At 46.1% G+C, this 14,105-nt stretch carries 26 protein-coding genes; 25 read left to right on the forward strand and 1 reads right to left on the reverse strand.

Annotated elements, in window-relative coordinates; translation table 11 throughout:
• Positions 1-164 precede the first annotated feature (164 nt).
• Positions 165-1,118, reverse strand: coding sequence for a DUF4062 domain-containing protein (locus ACYVE4_RS32790; protein WP_461044651.1), 954 nt, complete (start codon positions 1,116-1,118; stop codon positions 165-167).
• Between the two features lie 413 nt (positions 1,119-1,531).
• Here ACYVE4_RS32790 and rplC point away from each other — a divergent pair, with 413 nt between their 5' ends.
• The 25 genes from rplC (at position 1,532) to rpsM (ending at position 14,083) form a co-directional block, all read left to right on the forward strand.
• A complete protein-coding gene (gene rplC, locus ACYVE4_RS32795) occupies positions 1,532-2,152 on the forward strand; it encodes a 50S ribosomal protein L3 (RefSeq protein WP_461044652.1) in 621 nt (206 codons plus the stop codon).
• 3 nt (positions 2,153-2,155) lie between these two features.
• Positions 2,156-2,785, forward strand: a complete 630-nt coding sequence (gene rplD, locus ACYVE4_RS32800) for a 50S ribosomal protein L4 (RefSeq protein ID WP_461044653.1) — start codon at positions 2,156-2,158, stop codon at positions 2,783-2,785.
• Positions 2,786-2,787: 2 nt separating this feature from the next.
• A complete protein-coding gene (gene rplW / locus ACYVE4_RS32805; RefSeq protein WP_461044654.1) occupies positions 2,788-3,075 on the forward strand; it encodes a 50S ribosomal protein L23 in 288 nt (95 codons plus the stop codon).
• Between the two features lie 29 nt (positions 3,076-3,104).
• Entirely contained in the window at positions 3,105-3,929 is an 825-nt protein-coding gene (gene rplB / locus ACYVE4_RS32810) for a 50S ribosomal protein L2 (RefSeq protein ID WP_461044655.1), read from the forward strand.
• 9 nt (positions 3,930-3,938) lie between these two features.
• Positions 3,939-4,217 carry a 30S ribosomal protein S19 gene (rpsS, locus tag ACYVE4_RS32815; RefSeq protein WP_176568964.1) on the forward strand — a complete coding sequence of 93 codons (279 nt, stop codon included), beginning with the start codon at positions 3,939-3,941 and terminating at the stop codon, positions 4,215-4,217.
• Between the two features lie 77 nt (positions 4,218-4,294).
• Complete coding sequence (gene rplV / locus ACYVE4_RS32820; protein ID WP_461044656.1) at positions 4,295-4,687, forward strand: 50S ribosomal protein L22; 393 nt, start codon at positions 4,295-4,297, stop codon at positions 4,685-4,687.
• Between the two features lie 6 nt (positions 4,688-4,693).
• On the forward strand, positions 4,694-5,563 hold the full coding sequence (gene rpsC, locus ACYVE4_RS32825; RefSeq protein ID WP_461044657.1) for a 30S ribosomal protein S3: 870 nt from the start codon (positions 4,694-4,696) through the stop codon (positions 5,561-5,563).
• A gap of 88 nt (positions 5,564-5,651) precedes the next feature.
• Positions 5,652-6,083, forward strand: coding sequence for a 50S ribosomal protein L16 (gene rplP / locus ACYVE4_RS32830; protein WP_461044658.1), 432 nt, complete (start codon positions 5,652-5,654; stop codon positions 6,081-6,083).
• Between the two features lie 21 nt (positions 6,084-6,104).
• Positions 6,105-6,293 (forward strand): 50S ribosomal protein L29, encoded by a 189-nt coding sequence (gene rpmC / locus ACYVE4_RS32835; protein ID WP_461044659.1) that lies wholly within the window; start codon positions 6,105-6,107, stop codon positions 6,291-6,293.
• Positions 6,294-6,305: 12 nt separating this feature from the next.
• The gene (gene rpsQ / locus ACYVE4_RS32840; RefSeq protein ID WP_461044660.1) at positions 6,306-6,674 is read left to right on the forward strand and encodes a 30S ribosomal protein S17; all 369 of its coding nucleotides are present in this window, start codon (positions 6,306-6,308) and stop codon (positions 6,672-6,674) included.
• 3 nt (positions 6,675-6,677) lie between these two features.
• Positions 6,678-7,046: a 50S ribosomal protein L14 gene (gene rplN, locus ACYVE4_RS32845; protein WP_018618706.1), complete on the forward strand. Its 369-nt coding sequence runs from the start codon at positions 6,678-6,680 to the stop codon at positions 7,044-7,046.
• Between the two features lie 3 nt (positions 7,047-7,049).
• On the forward strand, positions 7,050-7,406 hold the full coding sequence (rplX, locus tag ACYVE4_RS32850) for a 50S ribosomal protein L24 (protein ID WP_461044661.1): 357 nt from the start codon (positions 7,050-7,052) through the stop codon (positions 7,404-7,406).
• 20 nt (positions 7,407-7,426) lie between these two features.
• Complete coding sequence (rplE, locus tag ACYVE4_RS32855; RefSeq protein ID WP_461044662.1) at positions 7,427-7,981, forward strand: 50S ribosomal protein L5; 555 nt, start codon at positions 7,427-7,429, stop codon at positions 7,979-7,981.
• Between the two features lie 25 nt (positions 7,982-8,006).
• Positions 8,007-8,276: a 30S ribosomal protein S14 gene (gene rpsN / locus ACYVE4_RS32860; protein WP_020600943.1), complete on the forward strand. Its 270-nt coding sequence runs from the start codon at positions 8,007-8,009 to the stop codon at positions 8,274-8,276.
• 90 nt (positions 8,277-8,366) lie between these two features.
• Entirely contained in the window at positions 8,367-8,765 is a 399-nt protein-coding gene (gene rpsH / locus ACYVE4_RS32865) for a 30S ribosomal protein S8 (RefSeq protein WP_461044663.1), read from the forward strand.
• Between the two features lie 13 nt (positions 8,766-8,778).
• The gene (gene rplF, locus ACYVE4_RS32870) at positions 8,779-9,336 is read left to right on the forward strand and encodes a 50S ribosomal protein L6 (protein ID WP_461044664.1); all 558 of its coding nucleotides are present in this window, start codon (positions 8,779-8,781) and stop codon (positions 9,334-9,336) included.
• A 108-nt stretch (positions 9,337-9,444) separates the two neighbouring features.
• Positions 9,445-9,798 (forward strand): 50S ribosomal protein L18, encoded by a 354-nt coding sequence (gene rplR, locus ACYVE4_RS32875; protein WP_461044665.1) that lies wholly within the window; start codon positions 9,445-9,447, stop codon positions 9,796-9,798.
• A gap of 3 nt (positions 9,799-9,801) precedes the next feature.
• On the forward strand, positions 9,802-10,320 hold the full coding sequence (gene rpsE, locus ACYVE4_RS32880) for a 30S ribosomal protein S5 (RefSeq protein WP_405517045.1): 519 nt from the start codon (positions 9,802-9,804) through the stop codon (positions 10,318-10,320).
• Positions 10,321-10,339: 19 nt separating this feature from the next.
• Entirely contained in the window at positions 10,340-10,519 is a 180-nt protein-coding gene (rpmD, locus tag ACYVE4_RS32885; RefSeq protein WP_461044666.1) for a 50S ribosomal protein L30, read from the forward strand.
• 94 nt (positions 10,520-10,613) lie between these two features.
• Positions 10,614-11,090, forward strand: coding sequence for a 50S ribosomal protein L15 (gene rplO, locus ACYVE4_RS32890; RefSeq protein WP_461044667.1), 477 nt, complete (start codon positions 10,614-10,616; stop codon positions 11,088-11,090).
• Positions 11,091-11,121: 31 nt separating this feature from the next.
• Positions 11,122-12,438, forward strand: a complete 1,317-nt coding sequence (gene secY / locus ACYVE4_RS32895) for a preprotein translocase subunit SecY (RefSeq protein WP_461044668.1) — start codon at positions 11,122-11,124, stop codon at positions 12,436-12,438.
• Positions 12,439-12,470: 32 nt separating this feature from the next.
• A complete protein-coding gene (map, locus tag ACYVE4_RS32900; protein ID WP_461044893.1) occupies positions 12,471-13,283 on the forward strand; it encodes a type I methionyl aminopeptidase in 813 nt (270 codons plus the stop codon).
• 8 nt (positions 13,284-13,291) lie between these two features.
• Complete coding sequence (gene infA, locus ACYVE4_RS32905; RefSeq protein WP_009284801.1) at positions 13,292-13,510, forward strand: translation initiation factor IF-1; 219 nt, start codon at positions 13,292-13,294, stop codon at positions 13,508-13,510.
• A gap of 76 nt (positions 13,511-13,586) precedes the next feature.
• The gene (gene ykgO, locus ACYVE4_RS32910) at positions 13,587-13,703 is read left to right on the forward strand and encodes a type B 50S ribosomal protein L36 (RefSeq protein WP_018618719.1); all 117 of its coding nucleotides are present in this window, start codon (positions 13,587-13,589) and stop codon (positions 13,701-13,703) included.
• A 2-nt stretch (positions 13,704-13,705) separates the two neighbouring features.
• On the forward strand, positions 13,706-14,083 hold the full coding sequence (rpsM, locus tag ACYVE4_RS32915; protein ID WP_020600934.1) for a 30S ribosomal protein S13: 378 nt from the start codon (positions 13,706-13,708) through the stop codon (positions 14,081-14,083).
• Positions 14,084-14,105 lie beyond the last annotated feature (22 nt).

The following is a 14,105-nucleotide window of genomic DNA, read 5'->3' on the forward strand; positions in this document are numbered from 1 at the left end:
GTCCATGTTGAATATAACGAATTTGTAAGCGTGGCTGAATATAAAACAGCTCCTATCGTTCAGTCCATTCCAACCGAGGTAGCTGGTAGATGGATAAAGGCAATTTCCTGATAGAGACACTTTCTCTTACCAGCCAGAAACCATTGATTTTACTTGAAATAAAATTAGCCACGGGGTAATTCCCCTATAATCCTAAATGAGTTTTCAGATAGTCCAACTGCCTTCACAACTGATTTAGTTAACCTTTGAAAGCTATCAGGGCTTTGGTGAGTACCTAAGTATATTTTTGTTAATGGTATTTTATAAGGTCGACTTACCTTCTTTTCGTCAAAAGTGAAAAATAATGCTCTCTTGCTGTTTAGAGCGAACAACACATCTGGATCTTTTAATCTTTTATCTTCGGCTAAAATATCCAATACTTTAGTCAACATGTCTCTCCAATGTTCTACGGTGTACATTGTGCCTTCAAACTCAAATTGCTTTAATGAGCGTTTAGACTTTGATCCTGTTGATTTTCTTCTATTAATGTTCTTTAGCTGAAGTTTTAATTCATTATTCTCTTGAGTGAGTAAGTCAATCTGCTTGATTAGGGGTTTCACGTCAATTATTTCGTCGCCTTTGACCCAGCCTTTTAAGTCAAACCTATTCTGTATATCAAACAAGGACTGAATAACGGCTACTTTTATTCCATCATTGTTACTAAAAAACTTTACGGTTTTTGACTTAACAAACTTCTTGAACTTTTCATATTTGTCAGGATACTTTCTCTCAAATACATCCTTACCATCTTTTTTTACCTTCTCGTCTAAAAACTCGTCTGACATTACGACAGCAAAGAAAGGCTTCTTTTTTTCGAGTGCGTATCTATATTCTACTTCAGTATATGATAGTTTCGACTTCGGCTCCAGTGAGCCATACCTTCCTCCAAGAATAAGCATATAGACATCGCAATTGTCAATCCACCTTTTTATTGTTTCAAGCTGGCTCTCGCTTCCAGCGGCAAACAATTCCATACCAGCAGGAATATGTCCTGAACTTAGTATAGTTTCAACACAAGCCTGACGCTCTTCGAGTAAATCACTATATGTCGAGGAAACAAATATTTGTAACTTTTTCATTAATTAGTTAAATCTACGAATAAGGTTACAAGTTAAGTTTATATAAACTATCCATCAAACTAATCTATAATTATAAACTTTCTTTAAAATAATTTTTCATTTCTTCCTGTAATTCACTACTTTTGCACTCCCAAACTCGAAACGCCGAGTTGAACGACATATGTAAGGTGAAGGTCCGCTATACTGGAAACCACATCTGACTTTTCAGCAAACAAGCCTTGCCTTGCATCGTTTTGTCTGCTATTGAAGGTCAGGTGCAGCGCGCCCGACCTTTTTTTATGTTGTTTTCGGAGCTGATTTTTAGATAGATATAGGATTCATCTGATTAATTATCTAATTTTGCGGCCCGATTCGGATGGTCCGGGTTCGGGAATAGGTTCTAATTTTTACCTGCTTACTTTAAACAAACACAAATGTCTGGTTTAATTGGCAAGAAAATCGGGATGACCAGCGTGTACAATGCGGACGGGCAGGCTCTGGCATGTACAGTCATTGAGACGGGTCCCTGTGTCGTAACTCAAGTTCGTAGCGTCGAGAAAGATGGCTACAAAGCTGTGCAGCTGGGTTATGGCGACAAAAAAGAAAAGCACACTAACAAGCCGGAGTTGGGCCACTTCAAAAAAGCGGGTACCACACCTAAGCGTAAACTGGTTGAATTCAAAGAATTCACGCAGGAACTGAACTTAGGCGATACACTTACGGTAGCCGATGTATTTGCTGAAACTGACTTCGTTGACGTAGTCGGAACAGCAAAAGGTCGTGGTTTCCAAGGCGTTGTGAAACGTCATGGATTCGGTGGCGTGGGCGGTCAAACGCACGGTCAGCACAACCGGGGTCGTCACCCAGGTTCGATCGGTGCCTGCTCGTTCCCATCGCGCGTGTTTAAAGGTCTTCGTATGGCCGGTCGTATGGGCGGCAACCGCGTAACGGTGCAAAACCTACGTGTTCTGCGTATTCTGCCTGAGCAAAATCTGATTGTTATCAGCGGTTCAGTTCCCGGAGCTAAAAATTCATACGTTATCATTGAGAAATAGGCCATGGAAGTAATCGTATATAACAGCAAGGGCGTAGACACAGGAAAAAAGGTCACCCTTCCGGAAGAGGTTTTTGGCATCGAGCCAAACCAACACGCGATTTACCTCGACGTGAAACAGTACCTGGCCAACCAACGTCAGGGAACGCACAAAGCGAAAGAACGGGCTGAAGTTGCTCGCTCGACTCGCAAATTGAAGAAGCAAAAAGGTACAGGTGGTGCTCGTGCAGGTAGTGCAAAATCGCCCGTATTTGTTGGTGGTGGTACCATCTTCGGACCTCGCCCCCGCGACTATAGCTTCAAACTGAACAAAAAAGTGAAATCACTGGCTCGCCAGTCGGCTTACGCGGTTAAAGCAAAAGCTGAAAAGATTTCGGTTATTGACAGCATCACGCTGGAAGCTCCTCGTACGAAAGATTACATTCAATTCCTGAGTGATCTGAACTTAACGGGTCGCAAAACTTTGCTGATTCTGCCAGACGTTAACACGAATGTTGTTCTGTCGAGCCGGAATGTTCAGAAAGCAAAGGTGACAACAGCATCGCAGGTAAATACCTACGATCTGATGAACGCCGATCAGCTCCTCATTAGCGAAGAAGCGCTGTCAACCATTCAAACATTGTTCCAACAATAATCATGAGCGTACTAAAACGACCAATCGTCACTGAAAAAATGACGGGCCTTAACAAGCAAGGGAAGTATGCTTTTGAGGTTGATTTGAAAGCCAACAAACTCGAAATTGGCAAAGCCATCGAGAAAATGTATGGCGTAAACGTTGAGTCTGTGAACACGATCCGGGTTTTCGGAAAACGTCGTAGCAAAAACATCAACGGACGCATTGTATCGGGTAAAACCCCTACTACGAAAAAAGCAATCGTTACGGTTGCAGAGGGCGAAGTAATTGATATTTACGCTGACCTGTAAACCGAGCGCTGCTCTACAATTAATCAGTCATGGGAGTTAAAAAACTAAGACCCGTAACACCAAGTACACGCTTCCGCGTGGCACCTGATTTTGCGGAAATCACCACCTCCAAGCCAGAGAAAAGTCTGCTGGAGCCCCTCAGAAAAACCGGTGGCCGGAACAACGAAGGTCACCGCACTATGCGCTACATTGGTGGAGGTCATAAGCGGCATTACCGTATCATTGACTTCAAGCGCGACAAAGTCGGCCAACCTGCCGAAGTTTTGACTGTAGAATACGATCCAAACCGTTCAGCTCGTATTTCCCTGGTGAAATATGCTGATGGTGAAAAACGCTACATCATCGCCCCTCAGGGAATCACCGTTGGTCAGACGATTCAGTCAGGCGAAGGTGTAACTCCAGATGTTGGTAACGCACTGCCACTGGCGTCTATGCCAATCGGTACAATCGTCCACAACATTGAGCTGACACCTGGTAAAGGTGGTTCGATGGCTCGTTCGGCTGGTACTTATGCTCAGTTAGTTGGTCGTGAAGATAAGTACGCGATTCTGCGTCTTCCTTCAGGCGAAACTCGCCGGGTATTGAGCGCTGGTATGGCAACAGTTGGTTCGGTTTCGAACCCTGACCACATGAACGTTGTAACGGGTAAGGCTGGTCGTAACCGTTGGTTAGGTCGCCGTCCTCGTGTTCGTGCGGTTGTTATGAACCCTGTTGATCACCCAATGGGTGGTGGTGAAGGCCGGGCATCTGGTGGTCACCCACGTTCACGCAATGGCCAGTTCGCGAAAGGTCAGAAGACCCGTAATAAGAACAAGGCATCTGAGAGCATGATTATTAGCCGACGCAAAAAGTAACAGATAACAATGGCACGTTCACTTAAAAAAGGCCCATATATTGATTTCCGTCTGGATAACAAAGTACAGACGCAGAATGAATCGGGCAAGAAATCGGTCATCAAAACCTGGTCGCGTCGCTCGATGATTTCGCCAGATTTCGTAGGCCACACGTTCGCCGTTCACAACGGCAACAAGTTTATCCCGGTTTACGTAACGGAAAATATGGTAGGCCATAAGCTTGGCGAATTCTCACCAACGCGCAATTTCCGGGGTCACACAGCTAAAAAAGACAAGGGCAAACGATAAAACTAGTCTGAAGTTTGAGGTTTACAGTTCGACGATGTTGACACTTCAAACCTCAAACAACAAACTTCAAACTTAACATGGAAGCAGTAGCAAGACTTAGAGATGTGCCCACGTCGCCCCGTAAAATGCGGTTGATCGCTGACCTGATTCGTGGTCAGCGCGTCAGCCGGGCGTTGGGTCTGTTAAAATATCAGCCACAGGCTGGTGCCGCCGTATTGCAGAAAGTGCTTTTGTCGGCCGTTGCCAACTGGCAGCAAAAGAATGAGAGTGAGCGTATTGAAGACGCTGACCTCTATGTAAAATTAGTTTTTGTTGATGGCGGTCCAATGCTAAAACGCCTTCGTCCTGCACCACAAGGTCGTGGTCACCGGGTTCGGAAGCGGTCTAATCACATCACATTAGTGGTTGATAGCGCAGCACAAACCCTGCTCCAATCAGCAGAAGCAGAAACTCCTGAAAACGAACAATAATAGGAAATGGGACAAAAAATTAATCCAGTTGGCCTGCGACTTGGTATTGTTCGGGGCTGGGAATCGAGCTGGTACGGCGGAAAAGAGTTTTCGGACAAACTCGTTGAAGACGAGAAAATCCGGAAATACGTTGCCGCTCGTATTCCGAAAGGAGCCATTGCTCGGGTAGTAATCGAGCGCACGCTGAAGCGTGTAACGCTGACGATTCACACGGCTCGTCCGGGTATTGTAATTGGTAAAGGCGGTGGCGAGGTTGACAAGATCAAAGAAGAGCTGAAAAAGATCACGGGCAAAGATGTCCAGATCAATATCTTCGAGATCAAGCGGCCAGAAATCGATGCGAAACTGGTTGGTGAAGCAATCGCTCAACAATTACAGGCTCGTATTTCTTTCCGTCGTGCCATGAAGCAAGCCATTCAATCGGCTCTTCGCGTAGGTGCTCAAGGTATCAAAGTAAAAGTATCAGGTCGTTTAGGTGGTGCTGAAATTGCCCGCTCGGAACAATATAAAGAAGGTCGTGTACCTCTTCATACGCTCCGCGCCGATATCGATTACGCTATCTCTGAAGCCCAAACTGTATACGGTAAAATCGGTATCAAAGTGTGGATTTTCAAAGGCGAAGTTTATGGCAAGCGCGATCTATCGCCAGCTGCTATGATGAGCCAGGCACAAGCCGGTGAGCGTTCTGCTTCTTCGAATGATCGTGGTGATCGTCGTGGCCCTCGTGGTGACCGTGACGGTAATGATCGTGGAGGTCGTGGTGGCCGTAACCGTGGTGGAGATCGCGACGGTAACGATCGTGGTGGTAACCGTGGTGGCGGTGGTCAAGGTGGCAACCGTGGTGGCGGTGGTAACCGTGGAGGTCAGAAACGATAAATAAGTGATAAGTGATGAACGATGAGATATGAGTGTTAATAGCACTGACTTATCACTTATCACTCAACGCTCATAACTTCTAGTAAAGATGTTACAGCCAAAAAGAACAAGATTCCGCAAGCAACATAAAGGAAGGATTCCAGGTATCGCATCGCGTGGCCACGAGATTTCCTTTGGTACGTTCGCTATCAAATCGCTGGAGCCAGGTCGTATTACTGCCCGCCAGATTGAAGCTGCTCGTATTTCCGTAACACGGGCAATGAAACGTGAAGGCCAGGTTTGGATTCGTATTTTCCCAGATAAGCCGATCACGAAAAAACCAGCCGAAGTACGGATGGGTAAAGGTAAAGGAGCTCCCGAATATTGGGTAGCTGTAGTGAAACCCGGCACGATCATGTTCGAAGCGACGGGTGTTCCACTCGAAACGGGTATGGAAGCTCTGCGTCTGGCTGCTCAAAAGCTGCCTGTTCGGACCAAGTTTGTGGTTCGGCGAGATTATCAGGAGCAAGGCGAGGAATAAAATCCCTAAGCGACGAACAAGATGAAAAAAGAAGATTTGAAAGGTTTATCGGTCGATCAGTTGCGTACAGAGATTGGCGCAGAACAGGACCGCCTGCTGAAACTGAAATTTGCGCATGCCGTGTCTCCTATTGAGAACCCAATGCGTATCCGCGAGAGTCGTAAGCGAGTTGCTCGCTTGCAAACAGAACTGACAGCTAAGCAAGCCTAATAAGACACGACGATGGAAGAGCAACAAGCACCAGCACCACAGGAGGAAGTAGCAACCCCAGTGGTCGCAGCGACCCCAGAAGAGCCGAAAGCAGCCGCTCCCGCAACGAGCGAAACCAAGTCGGCATCGGAGCGTAACGCTCGTAAAGAGCGTATTGGACGGGTTACCAGCAATAAAATGCAGAAAACGATTACGGTTGCTATCGACCGTAAAGTGAAACACCCGTTGTACCACAAGTTTCAGACGAAAACGACGAAACTTACGGTTCATGATGAGAAAAATGAGTGTGGTATCGGCGACACCGTTCGCGTAATGGAAACCCGCCCATTGAGCAAAAACAAGCGTTGGAGATTAGTCGAAATCATCGAAAAGGCGAAGTAAGCCATGGTACAGCAAGAATCAAGATTAGGAGTAGCCGATAACAGTGGCGCGAAAGAAGTGCTGGTTATCCGCGTTCTGGGCGGTACAGGCAAGCGGTATGCATCAGTCGGTGACAAGATTGTCGTGACAGTAAAGCAAGCGCTGTCGTCCAGCAGTATGAAAAAAGGTACGGTTTCTAAAGCCGTTGTTGTTCGGACAAAGAAAGAAGTACGCCGGAAAGACGGTTCGTACATTCGCTTTGAAGACAACGCAGCTGTGTTGCTCAACAACAACGATGAGCCACGTGGCACCCGGATCTTTGGGCCAGTAGCCCGTGAATTGCGCGAAAAGCAATTTATGAAAATCGTATCGTTAGCCCCAGAGGTATTGTAAGCAATGGAAAAGAAAATAACGCTACCGAAACATAAATTCCACATCAAGACGGGTGATACAGTCGTCGTGATTGGCGGTAACTCGAAAGGCCAGCGTGGAGTGGTGAAAGAAGTGATCGTAGAAAAAGATCGTGCTCGTGTTGAGGGCGTCGCTATGATTACCAAACACCTGAAGCCGACCGCTTCGAACCCACAGGGGAGCCTGGAAAAAACGGAAGGATCGATTCATATCAGCAATCTGAAACTGGTTGATCCGGCTACTGGCGAACCTACCCGCACGGGTCGTAAGGTGAACGAAAAGGGTAAGCTGCAACGCTTCTCGAAGAAGACGGGCAACTTTATACCAGATGTTCGTAAATAACTTTAAGCAGGTCTAAGAAAATGGCAACGCCAAGACTGAAAGAGAAATATTTAAATGAGGTTGTGCCTCAGTTGAAAGACAAGTTCCAGTATAAGTCGGTAATGCAAGTACCGCGTCTGAGCAAAATTGTCATCAATAAAGGGATCGGAGCCGCTGTCGCTGATAAAAAATTAGTTGACGTAGGTGTCGAAGAACTAACAACGATCACCGGCCAGAAAGCCGTTGCTACGTTATCGAAAAAGGCTGTCTCGAACTTCAAACTTCGGGAGAAAATGCCAATCGGTGCAAAAGTAACGCTGCGTGGTGAGCGGATGTATGAATTCCTGGATCGACTGACGACTGTTTCGTTACCTCGAGTTCGTGACTTCAAAGGCATCAGCGACAAAGGATTTGACGGTCGTGGTAACTACACGTTCGGTGTGCAGGAGCAGATTATCTTCCCTGAAATCAGCATCGATAAAGTAGCGCGTATTTCGGGTATGGACATCACGTTTGTGACAACTGCTAACTCGGATAACGAAAGCTACGAGCTGTTGAAAGCAATGGGAATGCCGTTTGCTAAAAGTGGTAAATAATAACCGACACAAAGGCTAGAACAAAATGGCAAAAGAATCAATCAAAGCACGGGAACGGAAACGCGAAGCGTTAGTTGCCAAATATGCTGCGAAACGCAAGGCACTGAAAGAGGCTGGTGACTACATCGGTCTTGACAAACTGCCTAAAAATGCATCACCAGTTCGTCTGCACAATCGTTGCAAACTAACAGGGCGTCCTCGGGGCTATATGCGCAAATTTGGTATTTCACGGGTAACGTTCCGGGAGATGGCATCGGCGGGTAAAATTCCAGGTGTAACCAAGGCAAGCTGGTAATTCCAGATTCCATTTCTATTTGTAATTCAGTTTCCGTAATTTTGCGAACTTTCTTGGAAACAGGGGTTTGCAAGTAACGCAACGCTAAGAATGAATACAGATCCAATAGCAGATTACCTGACACGAGTCAGAAACGCCATCCGGGCTAAGCACCGGGTTGTGGAGATCCCTGCTTCCAATATAAAGAAAGAAATTACCAAAGTTTTGTACGACAAAGGCTACATCCAGAACTACAAGTTCGATGATAGCACACCACAAGGCATCATCAAAATTGCTTTGAAGTACAATCCAACAACGAAGCAACCAGCTATCGTTGACCTCCAACGCATCAGCCGCCCAGGTCTGCGTCAGTATCGTGGTGCCGATAACCTGCCCCGTATTCTGAACGGCTTAGGTGTTGCCATCATCTCGACCTCAAAAGGTGTAATGACGGATAAAGAAGCGAAGACGCTGAACGTGGGTGGTGAAGTATTATGTTACGTCTATTAATCCGAACTGAACGATGTCACGCATAGGTAAGAAACCAATTGCCCTGCCCAGCAACGTAACGTTGTCCGTCGACGCACAAAATGTTGTGACGGTAAAAGGGCCTAAAGGCACTCTGACTCAGTCGGTTGATCCGGACATTTCGGTAGCGATCGAAGATGGGCAGATTCAAGTAACCCGCCCAACAGAACAGAAGCGTCATAAGGCGTTGCATGGTCTGTATCGTTCCTTAGTGAACAATATGGTAACGGGCGTAAGCGAAGGCTACAAACTCAACCTCGAAATCATTGGGGTTGGTTATAAAGCTTCTGTTGCAAACAATGTTCTTGAACTCCAACTGGGCTACTCGCACAACGTGTATGTAGCGCTTCCAGATGAAGTGAAGGTAACAGCCGTTACGGAAAAAGGACAGAACCCCAAAGTATATCTGGAAGGTACTGATAAACAACTTCTTGGCGATGTAGCGGCTAAAATCCGTTCGCTCCGTAAAGTTGAGCCTTACAAAGGCAAAGGCATCCGCTTCGTTGGTGAGCAAGTTCGCCGGAAAGCTGGTAAAACTTCGTCTAAAAAATAAGGTTTGTGGTTTGAAGTTTGAGGTTCGACGTTTTATTGACGGCAACATCAAACTTCAAACATCAGACTTCAAACTATATAAACGCCTATTTGGTCGGAATCAAATAACATGGCAACGAATAAACAAGAAAGAAGACAACGGATTAAGTTCGGTATCCGGGCGAAAGTATCGGGAACGGCTGAGCGTCCGCGGCTATCGGTTTTTCGCTCTAACAAAGCGATTTACGCACAACTGATTGACGATGCAGCTGGTCGTACACTGGCAGCTGCTTCATCGGTTGAATTGAAAACCGAATCCGAAGGGAATACCATCGAAACGGCGAAGAAAGTGGGCCAGCGCCTGGCCGAGAAAGCAGTTGCTCAGAACATCAGCACAGCTGTGTTCGACCGTAACGGCTACTTATATCACGGTAAAGTAAAAGCACTGGCCGATGCAGCCCGCGAGGGTGGCCTTAAGTTCTAAGCGATGAACATTAATTCAGCAAGACCGACAAAATTCAACGAAGCCGACCTGAAAGAAAAGGTTGTAGCCATCAACCGCGTAGCGAAGGTGGTAAAAGGTGGTCGCCGGTTCAGTTTCTCGGCGATTGTCGTCGTCGGCGATGGTAATGGTGTTGTTGGGTACGGATTGGGCAAAGCCAATGAAGTAACCGACGCAATTGCCAAAGGTGTTGAGGACGCAAAGAAAAACTTGGTTCAGGTTCCCCTTCTGAAGCGTACAGTTCCTCACGAAATGGAAGGTAAATTCAGCGGTGGTTTTGTACTGCTGAAGCCAGCTGCTCCTGGTACAGGTGTAATTGCTGGTGGTGCTATGCGTGCTGTTCTTGAATCGGCAGGTGTACACGACATTCTGGCGAAATCAAAAGGTTCGTCGAACCCACACAACGTGGTAAAAGCTACGCTTGACGCCCTGCTGAAAATGCGTTTACCACACCAAGTGGCATTTCAGCGTCAGGTGAGTTTGGCAAAAGTATTTAACGGTTAATTTAAAAGGAGCAAGAGACATGGCACGAGTACGTATTACGCAGGTCAGCAGCACCATTAAGCGGCCGTTATCCCAGAAAAACGCGATCAAGTCGTTAGGCTTGGGCAAAATCAATCGCAGCGTTGAACTGGAATACAGTGATGCACTGAAAGGTGCTATCAATAAGGTGCAACACTTAGTGAAAGTTGAAGAAATTTAAGTACCTTTGCGATTCTTTTGGTTTTCAGGCTGCTTTGACCTGCTGTTAGAGCCGCATTGAGGAGCCAAAAGAATCACTTTTTACAAATAAACCAATGAATTTAAGCAACCTTAGACCGGCAAAAGGTTCCGTCAGAGAGCGCAAGCGAGTCGGACGCGGGCAAGGATCAGGCATGGGCGGAACGTCTACGCGTGGTCACAAAGGAGCGCAGTCACGCTCAGGTTATAGCCGTAAAACACACTTTGAAGGTGGTCAGATGCCGCTTCAACGTCGTGTTCCGAAATTCGGCTTCAAGAATATCAACCGCGTCGAGTACAAACCTCTCAATCTGGATAGTATCCAGGCACTGGTTGATGAAACCAAGGCTACAGTTGTTAACCTCGAATTTTTGCTTCAGCATGGTCTGGTTAGCAAGAAGGATCTGGTTAAAATCCTGAGCCGTGGCGAATTGACATCAGCGGTTGAAATCCACGCTCATGCCTTCTCAGCTTCGGCTAAAGAAGCGATTGAGAAAGCAGGTGGAAAGGCAATAGTGCCTACAAAAGAAGCGAACGAGGAAGCAGCCAATTAAGTTGTAGCACGGCCACAGCCGACCTAGCTTTATGAACCGACTCATCACCACGTTTAAAAATATTTTTGCAATTGACGAGTTGCGGAGTCGAATCCTCAACACTTTGCTGTTTATCACTGCGTTTCGGCTTGGCTCGGCGATTGTATTGCCGGGCGTTGACCCAAACAAGTTAAACATCAATACGGGAGGTTTACTTGGACTGCTCGATACCTTTTTAGGAGGAGCATTCAGTAAAGCATCGATTTTTGCATTGGGCATCATGCCATATATCTCGGCATCGATTGCTATTCAGCTCCTTACGCTGGCTCTTCCTTACTTCCAGAAAATGCAGAAGGAAGGAGAATCAGGGCGCAAGCGACTGAATCAGATTACGCGGGTACTTACGATTGGCGTAACAGCTGTACAGGCGATTACCTACGTAAGCACGACGATTCCAGCCGAAGCCTTATTAATTGACCGGGCTCTGTTCAGAATTGTATCCGTGTTTGTGTTAACCGCAGGTACTATTTTCTGCATGTGGTTGGGCGAGCGTATTACAGATAAAGGCATTGGTAACGGTATTTCCATGATCATTATGATCGGGATTGTATCACGGCTACCAGGTGCCATTATCGGTGAACAACAGTCGAGAGGTTCAGCAGGTATTCTGCTTTTCGTTCTGGAAATCGTTGCGCTCTATTTTGTTGTGATGGGTGCTGTTGTATTGACTCAGGCCGTCCGTCGGATTCCGATTCAGTATGCTAAGCAAGTCATTGGTAATAAAGTAGTCGGTGGTCAACGGCAGTATCTGCCACTTAAGTTGAATGCTGCTGGGGTAATGCCGATCATTTTCGCACAAGCCCTGATGTTCATTCCAACGTATGTAGCTGGTCTCTTCTCTGAGAAAAGTGATTTTGCCGCTAGCATCCAGAACGCTTTCCAAAGCTATACGACCTGGCAATACAACGTTCTTTTCGGGTTACTGATCATCATCTTTACGTTCTTCTACACTGCTATCTCGGTTAACCCGGTTCAGATTGCTGATGATATGAAACGTAGCGGTGGCTTCATTCCAGGTGTAAAACCAGGTCTTCAGACATCTGAATACATCGGTACAGTGCTTGACCGGATTACGTTACCTGGCGCAGTAATGCTTGCCATTGTAGCGATTCTGCCAGCCATTGCTAACCTGTTAGGTATGACTAGTGGCTTTGCTCAGTTTTTCGGTGGTACGTCGCTGTTAATCATGGTTGGCGTAGTACTCGATACACTTCAACAAGTAGAAAGCTATCTGCTGATGCGTCGATACGAAGGCTTAATGAAGTCAGGTCGAGTACAGGGTCGGACAAACGAGACAGTAGCCGCTTAATTGAGATGGCAAGTTCTGACAAAAAGGACAAAATGATTTATGTCAGAAGTGATGAAGAAATCACTCTGATGAAAATTAGTGCTCAGGTACTAGGGAAAGCACACGCTGAAGTAGCTAAGCTTATCCAGCCCGGTGTTCAAACGAAGGAACTCGACAAGGTAGCAGAAACGTTTATTAAGGATAACGGCGGTACGCCATCATTCTTGGGTTATAATAAGTTTCCTGCTTCGCTCTGTATTTCTGTCAACGACGTAGTTGTACATGGATTTCCAAGTCGCTACGAACTTCGCGACGGTGATATTGTCTCTATTGACTGCGGTGTTAAGTTAAATGGCTACCATAGTGATAGTGCTTATACCTATCCAGTTGGCAATGTCATTCCTGCAGTTCGTCGATTACTGGCCCGTACCAAAGAATCTCTTTACGTTGGTCTGGAAAAGGCAGTAGAGGGAAATCGAGTCGGTGATATTGGATATGCCATTCAGACCTATACAGAGAAATTTGGCTATTCAGTGGTTCGCGAATTAGTAGGTCATGGCGTTGGTCAGAACCTGCATGAAGCTCCGGAAGTACCAAATTATGGTAAACGTGGTCAAGGCCCGAAATTATATGAAGGTATGATTCTGGCTATCGAGCCCATGATCAACTTTGGTAAAAAAGGAGTAGTTCAGGAACGCGATGGATGGACAATTCGAACAGTCGATCGTAAGCCTTCAGCCCATTTTGAACACACAGTAGCGGTTCGGAAGGGAAAAGCCGAGATTTTGACAACGTTTGAATACATCGAAGCAGTCACCGCAAATACAAGCCTGATGGTTGAAACACCTGAATTGATGGCAGCTTAAAAGCGAATATGGCAAAACAGAATTCAATAGAGCAGGACGGTGTGATTTTAGAGGCATTATCGAATGCAATGTTCCGGGTTGAGTTAGCGAACAAGCATGAAGTAATTGCTCACATCTCCGGTAAAATGCGGATGAATTACATCAAGATTTTACCAGGAGATCGCGTAAAGTTGGAAATGTCGCCTTATGATTTGAGTAAGGCAAGGATAGTGTACAGATACAAGTGATTTGTGAATTACGATTTCATCAGAAGTCAAGATTTGTTAAGTCGTAATTCGTAAATCGTAATTCGTAAATCAGAACATGAAAGTTAAGGCGTCTATCAAAAAGCGCAGTGAGGACTGCAAAGTGATCCGGCGGAAAGGGAAGCTGTACGTGATCAACAAAAAGAATCCCCGTTATAAACAAAGACAAGGATAAGAATGGCACGTATTGCAGGTGTTGATATTCCAGATAAGAAGCGTGGTGAAATCGCGCTGACATACATCTTCGGCATTGGTCGGAGCCGGGCAAAGAAAATTCTGACCGACGCAGGTATCAGCGTTGATAAGAAAGCTAGCGAATGGACGGATGCAGAAGCGAGTGCCGTACGTAATGCCATTTCTAACGAATATAAGGTAGAAGGGCAATTACGTTCCGAAGTCCAGTTGAGCATCAAGCGTTTGATGGACATCGGTTGCTACCGTGGTCTTCGCCACCGGAAAGGTCTGCCAGTTCGTGGTCAGCATACGAAAAACAACTCGCGTACCCGTAAAGGGAAACGTAAGACAGTTGCTAACAAGAAAAAAGTAACTAAATAATTAATCGGTCGCTCATCGTCAT

Source organism: Spirosoma harenae (genome assembly GCF_054776975.1).

Coding starts and splice junctions, on each gene's coding strand:
- ACYVE4_RS32790 (WP_461044651.1), bottom strand. CDS start 1,118: ATGAAAAAGTTACAAATATTTGTTTCCTCGACATATAGTGATTTACTC.
- rplC (WP_461044652.1), top strand. CDS start 1,532: ATGTCTGGTTTAATTGGCAAGAAAATCGGGATGACCAGCGTGTACAAT.
- rplD (WP_461044653.1), top strand. CDS start 2,156: ATGGAAGTAATCGTATATAACAGCAAGGGCGTAGACACAGGAAAAAAG.
- rplW (WP_461044654.1), top strand. CDS start 2,788: ATGAGCGTACTAAAACGACCAATCGTCACTGAAAAAATGACGGGCCTT.
- rplB (WP_461044655.1), top strand. CDS start 3,105: ATGGGAGTTAAAAAACTAAGACCCGTAACACCAAGTACACGCTTCCGC.
- rpsS (WP_176568964.1), top strand. CDS start 3,939: ATGGCACGTTCACTTAAAAAAGGCCCATATATTGATTTCCGTCTGGAT.
- rplV (WP_461044656.1), top strand. CDS start 4,295: ATGGAAGCAGTAGCAAGACTTAGAGATGTGCCCACGTCGCCCCGTAAA.
- rpsC (WP_461044657.1), top strand. CDS start 4,694: ATGGGACAAAAAATTAATCCAGTTGGCCTGCGACTTGGTATTGTTCGG.
- rplP (WP_461044658.1), top strand. CDS start 5,652: ATGTTACAGCCAAAAAGAACAAGATTCCGCAAGCAACATAAAGGAAGG.
- rpmC (WP_461044659.1), top strand. CDS start 6,105: ATGAAAAAAGAAGATTTGAAAGGTTTATCGGTCGATCAGTTGCGTACA.
- rpsQ (WP_461044660.1), top strand. CDS start 6,306: ATGGAAGAGCAACAAGCACCAGCACCACAGGAGGAAGTAGCAACCCCA.
- rplN (WP_018618706.1), top strand. CDS start 6,678: ATGGTACAGCAAGAATCAAGATTAGGAGTAGCCGATAACAGTGGCGCG.
- rplX (WP_461044661.1), top strand. CDS start 7,050: ATGGAAAAGAAAATAACGCTACCGAAACATAAATTCCACATCAAGACG.
- rplE (WP_461044662.1), top strand. CDS start 7,427: ATGGCAACGCCAAGACTGAAAGAGAAATATTTAAATGAGGTTGTGCCT.
- rpsN (WP_020600943.1), top strand. CDS start 8,007: ATGGCAAAAGAATCAATCAAAGCACGGGAACGGAAACGCGAAGCGTTA.
- rpsH (WP_461044663.1), top strand. CDS start 8,367: ATGAATACAGATCCAATAGCAGATTACCTGACACGAGTCAGAAACGCC.
- rplF (WP_461044664.1), top strand. CDS start 8,779: ATGTCACGCATAGGTAAGAAACCAATTGCCCTGCCCAGCAACGTAACG.
- rplR (WP_461044665.1), top strand. CDS start 9,445: ATGGCAACGAATAAACAAGAAAGAAGACAACGGATTAAGTTCGGTATC.
- rpsE (WP_405517045.1), top strand. CDS start 9,802: ATGAACATTAATTCAGCAAGACCGACAAAATTCAACGAAGCCGACCTG.
- rpmD (WP_461044666.1), top strand. CDS start 10,340: ATGGCACGAGTACGTATTACGCAGGTCAGCAGCACCATTAAGCGGCCG.
- rplO (WP_461044667.1), top strand. CDS start 10,614: ATGAATTTAAGCAACCTTAGACCGGCAAAAGGTTCCGTCAGAGAGCGC.
- secY (WP_461044668.1), top strand. CDS start 11,122: ATGAACCGACTCATCACCACGTTTAAAAATATTTTTGCAATTGACGAG.
- map (WP_461044893.1), top strand. CDS start 12,471: ATGATTTATGTCAGAAGTGATGAAGAAATCACTCTGATGAAAATTAGT.
- infA (WP_009284801.1), top strand. CDS start 13,292: ATGGCAAAACAGAATTCAATAGAGCAGGACGGTGTGATTTTAGAGGCA.
- ykgO (WP_018618719.1), top strand. CDS start 13,587: ATGAAAGTTAAGGCGTCTATCAAAAAGCGCAGTGAGGACTGCAAAGTG.
- rpsM (WP_020600934.1), top strand. CDS start 13,706: ATGGCACGTATTGCAGGTGTTGATATTCCAGATAAGAAGCGTGGTGAA.